This window comes from Streptomyces krungchingensis, from assembly GCF_054729265.1.
Genome location: NZ_JBPUKY010000001.1, coordinates 749,654 through 764,642 on the forward strand (window position 1 = coordinate 749,654; position 14,989 = coordinate 764,642).

12 protein-coding genes are annotated in these 14,989 nt (G+C 71.7%); 4 read left to right on the forward strand and 8 right to left on the reverse strand.

The features are described 5' to 3' along the window. Positions 1–361: 361 nt before the first annotated feature. The 4 genes from ACSYGO_RS03480 to ACSYGO_RS03495 all read right to left on the reverse strand — a co-directional run bounded on the left by ACSYGO_RS03480 (position 362) and on the right by ACSYGO_RS03495 (position 4,530). The gene (locus ACSYGO_RS03480; RefSeq protein WP_460385720.1) at positions 362–1,096 is read right to left on the reverse strand and encodes a class I SAM-dependent methyltransferase; all 735 of its coding nucleotides are present in this window, start codon (positions 1,094–1,096) and stop codon (positions 362–364) included. Between the two features lie 585 nt (positions 1,097–1,681). Continuing rightward, on the reverse strand, positions 1,682–2,116 hold the full coding sequence (locus ACSYGO_RS03485; RefSeq protein WP_426680422.1) for an ATP-binding protein: 435 nt from the start codon (positions 2,114–2,116) through the stop codon (positions 1,682–1,684). A 234-nt stretch (positions 2,117–2,350) separates the two neighbouring features. Beyond that, positions 2,351–4,075, reverse strand: a complete 1,725-nt coding sequence (locus tag ACSYGO_RS03490) for a PP2C family protein-serine/threonine phosphatase (RefSeq protein WP_460385721.1) — start codon at positions 4,073–4,075, stop codon at positions 2,351–2,353. A gap of 206 nt (positions 4,076–4,281) precedes the next feature. Continuing rightward, a complete protein-coding gene (locus tag ACSYGO_RS03495; RefSeq protein WP_435223430.1) occupies positions 4,282–4,530 on the reverse strand; it encodes a hypothetical protein in 249 nt (82 codons plus the stop codon). 372 nt (positions 4,531–4,902) lie between these two features. On the opposite strand from ACSYGO_RS03495, the gene ACSYGO_RS03500 reads away from it, so the two are divergent. Both ACSYGO_RS03500 and ACSYGO_RS03505 read left to right on the forward strand, forming a co-directional pair. Next, positions 4,903–5,697 carry an SDR family NAD(P)-dependent oxidoreductase gene (locus ACSYGO_RS03500; RefSeq protein WP_432187966.1) on the forward strand — a complete coding sequence of 265 codons (795 nt, stop codon included), beginning with the start codon at positions 4,903–4,905 and terminating at the stop codon, positions 5,695–5,697. 315 nt (positions 5,698–6,012) lie between these two features. Next, positions 6,013–6,984, forward strand: coding sequence for an alpha/beta hydrolase (locus tag ACSYGO_RS03505; protein ID WP_426680426.1), 972 nt, complete (start codon positions 6,013–6,015; stop codon positions 6,982–6,984). A gap of 59 nt (positions 6,985–7,043) precedes the next feature. On the opposite strand, the gene ACSYGO_RS03510 is transcribed toward ACSYGO_RS03505, so the two are convergent. Beyond that, positions 7,044–8,141, reverse strand: coding sequence for an NAD(+)/NADH kinase (locus ACSYGO_RS03510; protein WP_426680427.1), 1,098 nt, complete (start codon positions 8,139–8,141; stop codon positions 7,044–7,046). Positions 8,142–8,491: 350 nt separating this feature from the next. Here ACSYGO_RS03510 and ACSYGO_RS03515 point away from each other — a divergent pair, with 350 nt between their 5' ends. Then, on the forward strand, positions 8,492–10,561 hold the full coding sequence (locus ACSYGO_RS03515; RefSeq protein ID WP_426680428.1) for a SpoIIE family protein phosphatase: 2,070 nt from the start codon (positions 8,492–8,494) through the stop codon (positions 10,559–10,561). 48 nt (positions 10,562–10,609) lie between these two features. Here ACSYGO_RS03515 and lexA read toward each other — a convergent pair whose 3' ends face one another. Beyond that, positions 10,610–11,281, reverse strand: coding sequence for a transcriptional repressor LexA (lexA, locus tag ACSYGO_RS03520; RefSeq protein WP_432174316.1), 672 nt, complete (start codon positions 11,279–11,281; stop codon positions 10,610–10,612). Positions 11,282–11,441: 160 nt separating this feature from the next. After that, positions 11,442–12,500 carry a Glu/Leu/Phe/Val dehydrogenase dimerization domain-containing protein gene (locus ACSYGO_RS03525; RefSeq protein WP_460385722.1) on the reverse strand — a complete coding sequence of 353 codons (1,059 nt, stop codon included), beginning with the start codon at positions 12,498–12,500 and terminating at the stop codon, positions 11,442–11,444. 79 nt (positions 12,501–12,579) lie between these two features. On the opposite strand from ACSYGO_RS03525, the gene ACSYGO_RS03530 reads away from it, so the two are divergent. After that, positions 12,580–13,056 carry an Lrp/AsnC family transcriptional regulator gene (locus ACSYGO_RS03530; RefSeq protein ID WP_426680431.1) on the forward strand — a complete coding sequence of 159 codons (477 nt, stop codon included), beginning with the start codon at positions 12,580–12,582 and terminating at the stop codon, positions 13,054–13,056. Between the two features lie 67 nt (positions 13,057–13,123). Here the strand turns inward: ACSYGO_RS03530 and ACSYGO_RS03535 are convergent, their stop codons facing one another. Continuing rightward, positions 13,124–14,959, reverse strand: coding sequence for a glycoside hydrolase family 15 protein (locus ACSYGO_RS03535; protein WP_426680516.1), 1,836 nt, complete (start codon positions 14,957–14,959; stop codon positions 13,124–13,126). Positions 14,960–14,989: the final 30 nt, after the last annotated feature.

The following is a 14,989-nucleotide window of genomic DNA, read 5'->3' on the forward strand; positions in this document are numbered from 1 at the left end:
CTCTTCCCCGTTCCGCTGACGGTCCACGCCCGCGATCGGCAGGCCGACCGGTCAGTCCTCACCCCGCACAATGTTCGATTCCGTACCCGAGTGCGTACCGCCGGGGGCTTGGCGCTCCACTACGGCGGGCTCACAGGTACGTATGCGCTTCCCGTTCAGCCGACGGGCCTTCGACCAGCCCGTTTCGGCTCGGCGGACACTTCGCTCCGTGCCGTAGACGGCCACTGCAAACAACTTCCTTCCACTTCCACTGTCGCGAGACCGTCGGGTCCCCTTCAGGCCAACCATTAAACGCCCTGTGCAGGGGCTCCGCAGGTTGGATCACGACCGGGTCCCCTCGGTCGGCGCGAGCGAGAGGCGCTCAGGCGCCGGGCCGGCGGGCGGCCATGAGGTCCGCGGACGGGGCCCGCACGACATCCAGTCCCGCTTCCCGGAGTTCGGCGACGATCACCGACGGTGGGGCGGGCCAGGTGTCGAACGCCTCGCGCTCCTCGCGCAGGAGGCGGCCGTCCCGCTCCACGCGGTAGGTGAACGTGACGCGCAAGGTCTCGTGGCAGGGCGTGCTCGTGAGTTCGGCACTGTAGGTGTCGGGCCCGACACGTGCCGGACCCAGCCGCCCGACCGTCCGGGGTCCGGCGGGCATGGCGGCGGGAGGAGGGTCGAAGAGCAGCAGGCCGCCGGGGACGAGCGCCGAGGCGACGGCCTTCCAGGCGTTGCGTCGGGTGACGGGATCGAGGCAGGCGACGACGTTGGACGCGACCGCCAGGTCCACCACGTCGTCCAGGCCCGCTTCCTGCACAGGTTCGGTGTACACGGTGACGCGAGCGCGCCGGTCCGCGCCGAGGTTCGCCAGCCGGGTCAGCAGCGCCGCCCGCATCGCGGGCGCCGGTTCGACCACGTGGACGGGGGCCGCGGACTCGGCGAGCAGGACTTCGGTGACGATGCCCGTGCCGGCCCCGATGTCCAGGATGCCGCGACCGGCCCGGCGGGCGGCCTGGGTGAAGCGCCGTTTCGCCTGGCGGCGGTCCCTCTCGGCCTGCAGCAGGTCGTAGAACTCGACGGAGACCATGTACGCCGCGTCGGGCTTGTCGGTCACGGCGCCGTGGCCGTCCCGGCGACCGAGCCCGAGCACGGGCGCGGAAGGGCGGGCGCACCGGCTCGACGTGAGGTTCCGGCGCCGTCGCAGAGATCGGCGCCCCGCCGCTGTCCGTTCCGCGCCGCGTCTGCATCGGCCCCGAACCGCACGAGGGTGTCGACCGCGCCTGACATCGGCCCGCTCCCCTCTGCGCCGTCGTACCCGATCTGCGCCGTCGTACCTGATGGGTGCCTGCCTCAGACGCTACGACGTTCCCGGTACCGCGGCACGGCCGGGCGACCGCGCGTGCACGCTCCCGGTACCGTCACGGCCGAGCGGCCACGAGCACACACGCTCCCCCGCTGCCGCGGCACTGCACGGCGGGCAGGCGCGTCCATGCCCCGGGTACGACGGCTGAGCAGGACGGCCGCGCGCGGCTACGCCGGGCGGCCGATGGTGGTCCCGCGGCGGTCCCACGGCGTGCCGGCGCCGGGCAGCGGAATTCCGCCGCCCGGGTTCCCCCCCGTCACGGCGGCCGGCGCTCGGACGTCCGTCCCCGTACTGGGACCGGTCAGTACGAGCGGGTCGGTGCGGCCTTCGCGCGACTCACCCGTCGAGGCCCTCGATCAGCAGCCCGTCGAACAGCGCGACACGGGCGGTGATGCACTTGCCGACCGGCTCCCGCCGCGCCTCGAACCCCTGCACCACCGCCATCACGATCTCCAGGCCGTGCTGCCCGACCCGCCCGGCGTCCGCCGCCCGCGCCACCGGCAGCACCGGGTCGGTGTCCCAGACCGAGATCTCCACCGCGCTCCCGACGACGCGCAGCTGCACCAGGACCGGTCCGGGCGCGTACTTCAGCGAGTTGGTGACCAGTTCACTGACCACCAACTGCGCGAAGTCGAGGGCGCGGGCCGACACCGGCAGCCCGTACTCGGACTGCGCCCGCGTCAGGAACTCGGACACCTGGTGGCGCGCCATGGCGATGCAGCCGTCCGCGCCGTCGAGGGCCACGGTCACCTCGGCAGGTGCATCCGGCATCCGGGACCCCTCCTCGGGCGGGACAGGTTCCCTGCTGATGGTCTTCAATACCCCGTTCATACGCGCGCGCTTACCCCGTGAGACACGTCATACTCCTCCGGCGCAGGCACTTGGATGGGACATGCACGGACTCCGCGCCCGTACGTGACGGACCCCGGGCCCGTACGTGCCCTCGTCCGGTGGCGGCGTCGTGGTCCTCGACCGCGTTCCGCCCCACGGGCGCGGTGCGGTGGATCAGCGGCGCGGAGGCGTCCGCAGGGCGAGCAGCGCGACGTCGTCCTCGTTGTCCGCCGGCCGGGCGCGCTCCAGCAGCTGGTCCGTGAAGGACTCCAGGTCGCGGTGGACCAGGTCGGCCGCGTGGCGGTGCAGCCGGTCCAGCCCCTCGTCGAGCGAGCGGCCCGGAGACTCGATCAGACCGTCGGTGTACAGCACGAGCGTGGATCCCGGCGGGAGCGGCTCCGTGGCGTCGGTGCGCGGCCGATCGGCGGCGGTGCCCAGCAGGATGCCGTGCCCGTCGGTGAGATAGCGCGCGACGCCGTCGGGCGTGACCAGCAGCGGGGGCGGATGCCCCGCGTTGGTCCAGGTCAGCCGCCAGCCGCCGTCGCCGTCGACCGTCATCCGGCCGAAGAGCATGGTGGCGACCGGGACCTCGGCGACATGGACGGCCGCCCGGTCGAGCCGCTCGACGACTCTGCTCGGCGGTTCCTGCTGGGACCACGCGTAGGCACGCAGCATGCTGCGCAGCTGCGCCATGCCCGCCGCGGCCTCCAGGTCGTGCCCCACGACGTCCCCGATGGCCAGCGCCAGCACCCCGTCCGTCAGCGCGAAGGCGTCGTACCAGTCCCCGCCGACCTGTGCCGCGTCGGAGGAGGGCAGGTATCTGGCGGCCATCTCCAACTGTGGCACCCGCGGCAGTTGGGGCAGCAGATGCCGCTGCATGGTCTCGGCGACCTTGCGCTGCTGCTCGTACAGGCGCGCGTTGTCCAGGGCCAGGCCCGCCCTGCGTGTGATGTCCTCCAGCAGCGGCAGATCGGCCACGGTGAACGGGTCGGGACGGTGGGAACGGCCCAGCGTCAGGGCGCCCAGCACCTCGCGCAGGCCCCGGATCGGGGCGATGACCGCCGAGTGCATGCCGGTCGCCTCGAACAGCCGGCGCTGCTCGACGGCGATGCCGGAGTCGGGCGGGCCGTGATAGGTCTGCGGGCCCACCAGGGCGGACGCGACGCCCCGCAGCGCCCGCGACAGGGGCATGGAGGAGTCCTCGGAGACCTGCGGCATGGCGCCCTCCAGGTCTCGCCGGTTCACGAGGACTCCGTCCACCGCGTGCACCACCGCCGTGCGCCACACCCCGTTCCGGTCGGTGATCAGGTCGACGACCGCCCAGTCCGCCAGCCGTGGCACCACCAGGGCCACCAGCCGCCGCAGGCCCTCGTCGACGTCCAACGTGGACGTCAGTTCGGTGGTGGCCCTGGCCAGCAGGGTCAGCCGGTCCAGGTCCGTGAGGGGCTCGAGCGCCGGCTTGGGGGGCACCGCCTCCGGCGCACCGGGCTCCGCCGGGGGGTGGAAGAGCACCAGCGTCGCCGGTGCCGGTCCGCCGAGGTCGTACCGCGTGATGAGCCACGACACCGGCAGCAGGGAGCCGTCTCCGCGCTCGAACCAGTCCAGGTCCGCCTGGGCCGTCCGGCCGGCCAGGAACGCCTGGCGCATGCCGCACCGGGTCCGGGGCAGTTCCTCACCCTTGCCGGTGCGGTGCAGCAGGTCGTGCGCGTCGCGGCCGACCAGGTCCGCGGCGGCGCGCCTCAGCAGTTCCTCGGCGCGCGCGTTGACGGCCACGAAGCGTCCTTGCTCGTCGACCACGTAGGCACCCGAGCCGAGCGCGTCGAGGAGGGCACCGGGATCGCCCGGCGGTCTGTCCTCGTCCCCCTGACCGGTCGTGCCCACGCCCACCGGACCCCCCATTGCCCTGCCCCCATCACTTCGGTCGGAGGCGCGCACCCCGCGTTGCCGGGTCGTCCCGCCCCGCCGCATCCCAGCGCGGCCCACGCGTCTCATAGTGTCCAACGGGCGCGCGCTCGAACATCACACGTTCGACCGATCGACCCACGGAACGCGACGGTCGGGGACACGTCCGTACGGCAGAGGCGCGCCGGGAGGCGGGGAGGGCGTCAGGTGAGCGTGCCCACCAGCAGCGCCGCCGCGACCGTGAGCACGGCGACCGGCAGCACCGCCCTACGCAATCGCGTCAGCCAGTCGGCGGCATCAGGGCCCTCGTCCGCCGCTGGTTGCCGCTTCCCGCCCTGCAACCGGAGCAGTTCGCGGCACCAGCGACAGTCGTCGCCCGCGTCCTCCAGCCAGTAGGCACCCGTCAGTTCGGCGTAGACCGCCCCTGCTCCGTCGTCCCTCACAGCGCTCACGCCGGGCCAACGACGGACCACGCCGACAGACCACTGCCGGGCACCAGCCTGTGATCCCTCCGCAGCCCAATCGTGATGGACGAGTCCCGGTCGTGCCGCAGGCCGCGAGTCGCGAGTCGCGGATCGCGGATCGCAGACCGGAGACGGCAGACGGCAGACGGCAGACGGCAGACGGCAGAGCCTGGCGGCCGCAATCGCCCGCCGCGGCGCGACACGCCCCGACGCGTGCATCGTCCGGGACCCCGGCGCCGTCGCTCAGGATGATCCCTGCGGGCCCCCGGGGCGCGACGCGAGGACAAGGTCGCGTCACGTAGCGCCGGGTCCGTCGGATCGGCAGCCGCCACCGCCCGTCCCCGAGGAGGACATCGCACCGTGCACATCGATCTTTCGGGCCGCACCGCGCTCGTCACCGGTTCCACGCAGGGCATCGGCTACGCCATCGCCGCCGGCCTCGCCCGGGCCGGAGCCCGGGTGGCCGTGAACGGCAGGCGCAGCGAGTCGGTCGACGAGGCGGTGGAGCGGCTGCGCGGGGAGACCGGCAGCGACGGGCTCGTCGCCGCCCCGGGCGACCTGGCGAGCGAGAACGGGACAAGGGCAGTCCTGGACGTCCTGCCGGCGGTGGACATCCTGGTCAACAATCTGGGCATCTTCGGTGCCACCCCGCCCCTGGAGATCGAGGACGCCGAGTGGCGGCGCTACTTCGAGGTGAACGTGCTCTCCGCCGCCCGGCTCATCCGCTCCTACCTGCCCGGCATGAAGGAGCGCGGCTGGGGGCGGATCCAGTCCATCGCCAGCGACTCCGCCATCGCGATCCCCGCGGAGATGATCCACTACGGGATGACGAAGACGTCGCTGCTCGCGCTCACCCGCGGCTTCGCGAAGGACGCCGCCGGGACGGGTGTCACCGTCAATACCGTCATCGCCGGTCCCACGCACACCGCGGGTGTCGAGAAATTCGTGTACCAGCTGGTGTCACCCGACCTGCCGTGGGACGAGGCCCAGCACGAGTTCATGATCAAGCACCGTCCCCAGTCGCTGGTCCAGCGGCTCATCGAGCCCGAGGAGATCGCCAACATGGTGGTCTACCTCAGCTCTCCGCAGGCCTCCGCGACCACCGGCGGCGCGTTGCGGGCCGACGGCGGCTACGTCGACTCGATCCTCCCCTGACGCCGCCACCACGCGGTTCCGGTGGCGTGGCGAGGCCCTCGCCGACGACTCGACGGCGTCCCTGACCGGAGGATCCCGCGCCCGTCGGTCAGGGCATCGCACCGCAGCGCATCGCACGACACCACATCGGACGGCGACGCATCAAGAACGGACAGGATTCACCCGAAGGGCGGATGGGTGCCCCCACGAGGCCGGGCCGGGACAGGTCGCCCGGTTGCCGCACCCGACGGTTACGCGTTGAGTCGGACACAGCGCGCTCGGGGCCACAGGCGCAGGCACACGCACAGGCCGGTACCCGTCCGAACCGGAGGATCCATGTCCGACTTTCCGCCTCCCATCACGCCCTACCTCGAACCCGCGGCGAAGGAGCTGACCGAGGCCACCGACCCGCATCCGCGCATCTACGAGGTGCCGCCGGAGAAGGGCCGCGACATCCTGGTGAGCCTGCAGAGCGGCGAGGGCGTCGAACGGCCGGAGGTCGACGAGGAGTGGGTGACCGTCGACGCCGGGAAGTGGGGGCAGGTCCGCACCCGGATCATCAGGCCGAAGGGTGCCACCGGCCCGCTTCCCGTGATGTTCTACATCCACGGCGCCGGCTGGGTCTTCGGTGACGACAAGACGCACGACCGCCTCTTCCGCGAACTGGCCGTCGGAGCCGGGGCCGCGGGCGTCTTCCCCGTCTACGACCGCGCTCCCGAGGCGAAGTACCCGACCCAGGTCGAACAGAACTACGCGGTCGGCCAGTGGGTCGCCGAACACGGCGCCGAACACGGCCTGGACACCAGCCGCATGGTCGTGACCGGCGAGTCGGTCGGCGGCTGCATGTCGGCCGTCTTCGCCCTCATGAACAAGGAGCGCGGCGGACTCGACCTGAAGGCCCAGGTCCTGCTCTACCCCGTCACCAACGCCGACTTCGACACGCCGTCCTACCATCAGTTCGCCGAGGGCTACTACCTGACCCGCGACGGCATGAAGTGGTTCTGGGACCAGTACTCCGAGCCCTCGCAGCGGACGGAGGTGTACGCCTCGCCGCTGCAGGCCGGCCTGGACCAGCTCAGGGGCCTGCCCACGACGCTCGTCATCACCGACGAGGCGGACGTCCTGCGCGACGAGGGCGAGCAGTACGCCAACAAGCTCCGCGAGGCCGGCGTCGACGTCACCGCCGTCCGTGTGGCGGGCATGGTGCACGACTTCATGCTGCTGGACAGCCTGCGGGACACGCGTGCCACCAACGTCGCCCGGCACCTCGCCGTCGACGCGCTGCGCAAAGCACTGCACGACAGCTGACGTCGCGAACTCCCCTGCCCGGCCCCCGGATCCGACAGCGGGTACGGGGGCCGCGTCCCTCAGGCCGGTCGAGTCGTGCCTGCATCACTGGGCGCGGCTCCGCTGCCGGGTGTCGCCGGGAGCGCCAGGTGGGCCAGATCTTGCGGCGGAGGGGTCGTGGCGGGCCAGAGAGGGACCGCGCATCCGTCGGCCACCGCCGCCGGCGCGTCGGTGAGCCTCATGCGTTCGCGCAGCCGGCCGTAGAAGTCCATGGGCCCGAGGCGGACCGCCCGCAGGCGGCGGGGGGCCGCGTACACGCCGATCCAGTCGCCCGGATCGAGCACTCCGCGCAGTTGACCGTCGATGCTGACGGCGGCCTGACCCGACCGTTCGAGCACCCGCAGGCCGATGGGCTCGTCCGGTGCGGCGACCACCGACCTGTTGAAGGCCATGTGCGGGGCGACCGGTGTGAAGACGAGGCCCTCCGCCCGGGGCGACACGACGGGCCCCCCGGCGGCGAAGCTGTACGCGGTCGATCCCGTCGGGGTGGCGACGAGCAGGGCGTCGGCGGAGTAGGCCGCCAGAAGCCGCCCGGCCAGGTACACGCCCACGGACACCTGCCGGTCTCTGGACAGCTTCTCCAGGACCACGTCGTTGAGTGCGGTGACGTGCAGCGCGATGCCCCACTCGCCGCCGGACATGCAGTCGGCGCGCACCCGTGGCGGCGGCAGCAGCGGACCGCGGCCGTAGCGGACCAGCGCCTCCATGTCCTCGGGCACTTTCAGGGGACACGAGGACCGCATGGTGAGCATCATGCGGTGCTCGACGGTGATGCGGTCCTCGCGCACGGCGTCCAGGGCCGAGTGCATCATCGTCACGGGCACCTCCGTCAGGAAGCCGACCCGGCCGAAGTCGACGCCGAGGACCAGGGCGTCGTGCTCGGCGGCCAGCCGGGCACCTCGCAGGAACGTCCCGTCGCCGCCGAGGGTCACGATGAGGTCGGGATCGCCCGCCGATTCGACCTCCTCGCACGCGCTGTGCCGTTCGCCGTCGTTCCACACGTCGATGTCCGTGCACTGCACTGCCTGCGCGGCGCACCAGGTCCGGACCGAGTCCGCCGCCCGTACGGCTTCCTCGCGCCCTCCGTGCACGACCAGGCCGATACGGCTCACCGTCACGTCTGCCTCCAGTCCACTGTCTGTAGCCTGCGGTCCGCTGTACGCGATGCGACGGCGCTGTCGACGAATGGCCCGGCGCAGAAGCCATACTCCGCGAACCGGCCTCGCCGGGACCGGACGCCACGCCGCCCGCCGCGCGGGACGGGCGGCGCCACCGGAGCCCGAGGGTCGCCGCGGCATTCGGGGGTACCCGGTCGGCAGGGAGCCGTTCCGGCCGGCCCAGGGCATGCGCCGGGTTGGGCAGGCCGAGGCAGGGCGGTCATGATGGGAGTGCGGGTCCTCGGACCCCAGGCGTGGAGCGGTACCCGCTCGGGAGGCATGTCCTCCTGGCCAGCGGAGGAGGATCTGCGATGACAGCCGAATCCCGCCAACCGATCCTCGGCGACGGCGCCGGCCCCGTGCCGCCCCGGCCGACCGGTTTGCTGGACGTGCTCAGCGTGGCCGCCGTGGTGCTCGACGCGAGCGGGCGCATCGTGTTCTGGACCCCGCAGGCCGAGGAGCTCTTCGGCTACACCGCGGAGGAGGCCCTGGGTGAGTACGCGGCCCGGTTGATGATCGGCCCGGAGCATCTGGACGCCGTCCTCGGCCTCTTCGCGGAGGTGCTGGAGACCGGCCGGAGCTGGGCCGGAGCCTTCCCCATCCTGCACAAGGACGGCAGCACCCGCGTGATGGAGTTCCGCAACATGCGGCTCCTGGACGATCTGGGGGACGTGTACGCGCTGGGCATCGCGGCCGACCACACCCTGCTCCAGCGCGTCGAGACCGACCTGGCGCTGTGCGAGCGGCTGATCAACCAGTCCCCCATCGGTCTGGCCCTCATGGATCCCGAGCTGCGCTACCTCCTCGTCAACCCCGCGCTGGAGCGCATCGACGGCATACCCGCGGAGGAACACATCGGCCGGCATCTGAGGGAGACGCTTCCCTTCCCCGATGTCGACACCATCGAGTCGGCCCTGCAGCAGGTGCTGACCACCGGCACACCGCTGCTCGACCAGTACCACGTGGGCCGTCCGCCTTCCGATCCCGAGCACGACCGGGCCTGGTCCCTCTCGTTCTACCGGCTGGAGGACCCCGGAGGCCGGATCCTGGGCGCGGCCGCCTCGGTCGTCGACGTCACCGAACGGCACCGTGCGGCCACCGAGGCCGACCGGGCCCGTAGACGCCTGGCCCTCATCGCCGCCGCGTCCACGCGCGTCGGCACCACACTGGACGTCGAGCAGACGGCCCACGAACTGGCCGAGGTCGTCACGCCCGAACTCGCCGACGTCGTCGCCGTGGACATCCTCGACTCCGCCCTCGCCTGCCGTCGTACCCGCGCACCGGACAACGGCCCGGAGCTCTTCCGGGCCCTGGCCCTCAAGGCGGCGCACCCGACGGCGGCCCTGCGCGCCGCCGACCCGCCCGGCGACCTCGCCGCCTACGACGGCGACCGTCTCGTCACCCTGTGCGTGCACACCGGCCGCCCCGTCCTGGTGCGCCATGTGGGCGAACACGACCTGCGGCGGATCGCCCGCTCCCCGGAGGCCACCGCGATCCTGGCGCACGCCGGCGTCCACTCGTATCTCGCGGTGCCGTTGATCGCCCACGGCGAAGTACTCGGTGCTCTCGACCTGAAACGGACGCGCAACCCGGTGCCGTTCGACCAGGACGACGTCGTCCTGGCCGGTGAACTCGCGAGCCGCGCCGCCGTGGCCATCGACAACGCGCGTTGGTTCCAGAGCGTGCGCAACACGGCTCTCACACTCCAGCGCAGCCTGCTGCCCGACCACCCGCCGAACCGGACCGGCCTGGAACTCGCCTCCCGTTACCACCCGGCCCAGGCCACCAGCGAGGTCGGCGGGGACTGGTACGACGTCATCCCGCTGACCGACGACAAGACCGCGCTCGTCGTCGGCGACGTCATGGGCAACGGCATCGACGCCGCCGCCACCATGGGCCGGCTGCGCACCGCCACCTGCGCCTACGCGGACCTCGACCTGGCACCCGAGACGGTGCTCCAGCACATGGACAAGATCACCTGCGATCTGGAGCACTACATCGTCACGTGCCTGTACGCGGTCTACGACCCGCGGAGCGGCCAGTGCCACATCTCCAACGCCGGACACATGCCGCCTGCGATAGCCCGCCCCGGCCACCCGCCCGAGTTGCTCGACCTGCCCGCCGGGACCCCGCTGGGCGTCGGCGGCATCCCCTTCGAGACGACCACGGCCGAACTCAAACCCGGTGATCTGCTCGTCCTGTACACCGACGGCCTCGTGGAGACCCGGCACCACTCCATCGACGACCGGCTCAACACCATGCTGAGCTTCCTCGACGACCCCGACCGGCCTCTGGAGGAGACCTGCGACCGTCTGCTGTACGGCCTGCGCCACCCCGACGACCACGACGACGTCGCGCTCCTCCTCGTCCGGGCCGTCTAGGCGGTCCGGACGGAACGACGTCCGGCTCCGGAACCGGGGCCGGACGTCTCAGAGCAGGCGCAGGACTCCGACGACCTTGCCCAGGATCTGCACCCCGTCGCCCGGGATCGGGGCGTAGGCGGGGTTGCGCGGCATCAGCCAGACCTCGCCGTCCTGGCGGCGCAGCTGCTTGACCGTCGCCTCGTCCTCCAGGAGCGCGGCGACGATGTCACCGTGGTCGGCGCTGTCCTGCCGCCGTACGGTCACGATGTCGCCGTCGCAGATCGCCGCCTCGATCATGCTGTCGCCGGACACCGTCAGCGCGAACAGGTCGCCGTCACCGACGATCTGGCGAGGCAGTGAGTAGACGTCCTCCACGGATTCCTCGGCGAGCAGGGGCGCACCGGCGGCGATCCGTCCGACGAGCGGCACCTCCACCGGCGGTTCGCCCCGTTCGCCGAGGTCGGGCGACCACGGGGAACGCACCCGGTAGGCGCGCGGACGGTGCGGGTCGCGGTACAGGAGGCCCTTGCGCTCCAGCGTCATCAGCTGGTGAGCGACGGACGAGGTGCTGGCGAGCCGTACGGCCTTGCCGATCTCCCGCATCGACGGCGGGTAGCCCTGCTGCTGGACCGTCGTCGTGATGAAGTCGACGATGGCCTGCTGGCGGGCGGTCAGCTCACCCTTGACAGCCCGAATGCCCGGGGGGCGGCCCCGCCGGGCGGGCTCGCTGTTGTCCATTCCGGGCACCTCCGTACAAGATCTCTCGGACGAGACCTTAACCTGCGACACCCCGCGTCTGGAACGCCTCCCGTCGAACATGTGGACCCGGCGCTCCGCGTTCCGCCGCCGTCGGACGCGGCGGAGCGTCGAAGGGGCACGGGACCGGCGCGCAGGAGCGTCAGCCGGCCGGTGCTCCTGACACCGCGGAGGCAAGTCGGCGCCCCGCGAGCTCCCCTGCCGCGCGCAGCGGAGTGCAGCCCTTCTCGTGAGCGAGGTCGAGGACGCGGCTCACGGTGTCCCCGATGGCGTCCACCCGCTTCATCGCGGCGTCGTGGCTGTGGTGGTCCGACTCCCGGCTGAGCGTGTAGGCGATGCCGCCCGCGCCGGCGACGTAGTCGGGAATCCAGACGATCCCCCGGTGGGCGAGGGCGTCCGCGACGGATTCCTCGGTGAGCTGATTGTTCGCCGGACCGACGACCAGCCGGGCGTCGAGCCCCGGGACGGTCTCCTCGCTCAGCACCCCGCCCGTCGCGGCGGGCACCAGGATGTCGGCCGGTGCGGAGAGCGCCTGTTCGGGCTCGACCCATCCGAAGCCCGCCGCAAGCGCCGCGTCCTTCCTGGACTGCTCCACGTCCGACACGACGACGTGCGCCCCTTCGGCCGCCAGACCGGCTGCGACGGCGCTGCCGACGGCCCCGAAGCCGCTGACGACGACCGCTCGGCCCGCACAGGACGCGTCGCCGAAGACGTGCCGCGCACCGGCGTGCAGCGCGGCGAGGACGCCCGCCGCGGTGGGGCCGCTGGAGTCGCCGGTGCCTCCCTGCTCCTCGGGAGCGCAGTAGGCGTACGGAGAGAATCGCCGCAGGACCACCATGTCGTCGGGGCCGGTGCCGATGTCGGGACCCGTCCGGTAGGAACCCTCGAAGGACGCGATCAGTTCGCCCAGGTCCGACAGCGCGGCCTCGCGCAGATCCGGCGTCAGTTCGGTGTGCCGGTCGACTGCGATGACGCTCTTGCCGCCGCCGAAGTCGAGGCCGGCCACGGCCGCCTTGTAGGTCATCGCCTCGGACAGGCGCAGCGCGTCGGTCAGTCCGTCGCGCCAGCTGTCGTAGCGGCGCAGCCGGCAGCCGCCGACGGCCGGGCCCAGCGCCCGGGAGTGCACGGCCACGATCAGCGGCAGACGGGAACGACGGCCCTGTCGGACCACGACTTCCTCATGCGCAAATGATTCGCTCATGACGTCGAAGCTAGGCTGATGTGCAGGACCGAAACCGTTCTGCCGAACGAAATTCGGCACGCGAGGCCTGGGGGCGATCGTGGACGAACTTGATACAGAGATCCTGCGGCAGCTGCAGTCGGACGCACGCCAGTCCAACCGGGCGCTCGCCGAGAAACTCGGCATCGCCCCCTCGACGTGCCTCGAACGCACCCGGCTCCTGCGGCAACGCGGCATCATCCAGGGCTACCGCGCCCAGGTGTCCCTGCCGGCGCTCAACCGCGCCGTACAGGCCATGGTGTTCACACAGGTCCGGCCGCTGCGCCGCGACGTGGTCGCCGCCTTCGAGCGCTCGGTGACCCGGTTGCCGGAGGTGCTCTCCGTCTACACGATGGCCGGCAGCGACGACTTCCTCGTCCATGTCACCGCGCAGGACATCGACCACCTGCACGCCTTCCTGCTGGACCAGTTCACCGACCGGCGCGAGATCGTCAGCTTCCGGACGTCGATCATCTTCCAGCACCTCACCAACCCGGTGATCGGCCCCCTGCCGGCCGCTGACGAAGGCAGGGGATGACACACGGATGCCAACTCCCCCGCGACCGGGCCGCGTTCCGGCCGCTCGCGGGGGGAGCACGGGGGGGTCAGCCGAGTCTGCGGTCCAGGTTGAACGCGGCGCTGATGAGGGCGAGATGGGTGAAGGCCTGGGGGAAGTTCCCGTGCTGTTCGCCGGTGTGGCCGATCTCCTCGGCGTAGAGACCGAGGTGATTGGCGTAGGTGAGCATCTTCTCGAAGGCGAGGCGGGCCTCGTCGAGCCGGCCCGCACGGGTGAGCGCCTCGACGTACCAGAACGAGCAGATGGAGAAGGTCCCTTCCTCGCCCTGGAGTCCGTCGGGGCTCGCCTGCGGGTCGTAGCGGTACACGAGGGAGTCCGACACGAGGTCCTCGCCCAGGGCGTCGAGCGTCGTCAGCCACTTGGGGTCGGTCGGGGCGATGAACTTCGCCAGCGGCATCATCAGGAGGGACGCGTCGAGGATGTTGCTGTCCTCGTACTGGGTGAAGGCCCGCCGTTCGTCGGACCAGCCGTGGCGCATGATGCGACGGTAGATGTCGTCGCGGACCTTCGCCCAGCGGACGATGTCCGCGGGCAGGCCGCGGTGCTGGGCGAGACGTATGCCGCGCTCGATCGCCACCCAGCACATGAGCCGTGAGTACAGGAACGGCTTGCGCCCGCCGCGGGTCTCCCACACGCCTTCGTCGGGCTGGTCCCAGTTCTCGCAGACCCAGTCCACCAGTTCGCCGATGCTCTCCCAGTGCGCGCTGGAGATCGGCTTGCCCCACTTGTCGTAGAGGTAGAGGGAGTCGATCAGCGCGCCGTAGATGTCGAGCTGGAGCTGTCCGACGGCTTCGTTGCCGACGCGTACGGGTGCGGAGTTGCGGTAGCCCTCCAGGTGGGGCAGCGTCTCTTCGGGCAGTTCACGGCGGCCGTCGATGCCGTACATGATCTGCAGCGGGCCGGTGGGGCCGGGCTCCTGCTCCGTGGTGAGACCCGCGTGGTCCGTCAGGAAGCCCATGAAGGCCTCGGCCTCGTCGGTGAATCCGAGGCGGAGCAGCGCGTACACGCAGAACGCGGCGTCGCGGATCCACACGTACCGATAGTCCCAGTTGCGCTCCCCGCCGATCTGTTCGGGCAGGCTGGTGGTGGGGGCGGCGATGATCGCGCCGGTCGGTACGTAGGTCAGCAGCTTCAGCGTGAGGGCGGAGCGGTGGACCATCTCCCGCCAGCGGCCGCGGTAGCGGGAACGCGACAGCCAGCGCCGCCAGTAGCGCACGGTCGCGTCGAACGACTCCTCGGCCTCGGCCACGGCGCAGAAGCGCGGGGCGACGTCGCCGCCGACCCGGTCGAGGGTGAAGACGGCGGCCTCGCCCTCGTGCAGTTTGAACAGCGACCACACGTCCTGTCCGTCGACCTCCATGGGGACCGTGGAGGTCAGGGCGAGCTTGAGTGTGGAGCACTCGAAGAGGGCTTGGCCCGGCCGCTTGTGCACGGTGTGCGGCAGGGTGCCGTAGGCGAAGCGAGGGGCGATGCGGGCGCGGAAGGGAAGGGTTCCGCGCACACAGATCACGCGGCGGATGAGACGGTGCCGGTCCGCCTCGCGCGAGTCGTCGACCACGGGCATGAAGTCCTGGATCTCACCGACTCCGTCCTCCGCGAAGAACCGCGTGATGAGCACGTTGGTGTCGGGGAAGTAGAACTGCTTCGTGCGGCAGGGCACGTCGGCGGCGAGTTCGAAGCAGCCGCCCCGATCGGCGTCGAGGATCGAGGCGAAGACGCTGGGTGCGTCGAAGCGTGGACAGCAGTACCAGTCGATCGTGCCGTTGGTGCCGACGAGAGCGGCACTGCGCAGGTCGCCGATCAGACCGTGATCGGCGATCGGCAGGTAGCGGGGGGAATCGGCGCCGGCGGACGGGCCGGGCATGCCGTGGGGTCGTCCCCGTGTCCCGGCGCC

Bases quoted from the DNA above. Each gene is read 5' to 3' on its own strand.
- ACSYGO_RS03485 (WP_426680422.1), bottom strand. From the start codon at position 2,116: ATGCCGGATGCACCTGCCGAGGTGACCGTGGCCCTCGACGGCGCGGAC.
- ACSYGO_RS03490 (WP_460385721.1), bottom strand. From the start codon at position 4,075: ATGGGGGGTCCGGTGGGCGTGGGCACGACCGGTCAGGGGGACGAGGAC.
- ACSYGO_RS03505 (WP_426680426.1), top strand. From the start codon at position 6,013: ATGTCCGACTTTCCGCCTCCCATCACGCCCTACCTCGAACCCGCGGCG.
- ACSYGO_RS03515 (WP_426680428.1), top strand. From the start codon at position 8,492: ATGACAGCCGAATCCCGCCAACCGATCCTCGGCGACGGCGCCGGCCCC.
- lexA (WP_432174316.1), bottom strand. From the start codon at position 11,281: ATGGACAACAGCGAGCCCGCCCGGCGGGGCCGCCCCCCGGGCATTCGG.
- ACSYGO_RS03525 (WP_460385722.1), bottom strand. From the start codon at position 12,500: ATGAGCGAATCATTTGCGCATGAGGAAGTCGTGGTCCGACAGGGCCGT.
- ACSYGO_RS03535 (WP_426680516.1), bottom strand. From the start codon at position 14,959: ATGCCCGGCCCGTCCGCCGGCGCCGATTCCCCCCGCTACCTGCCGATC.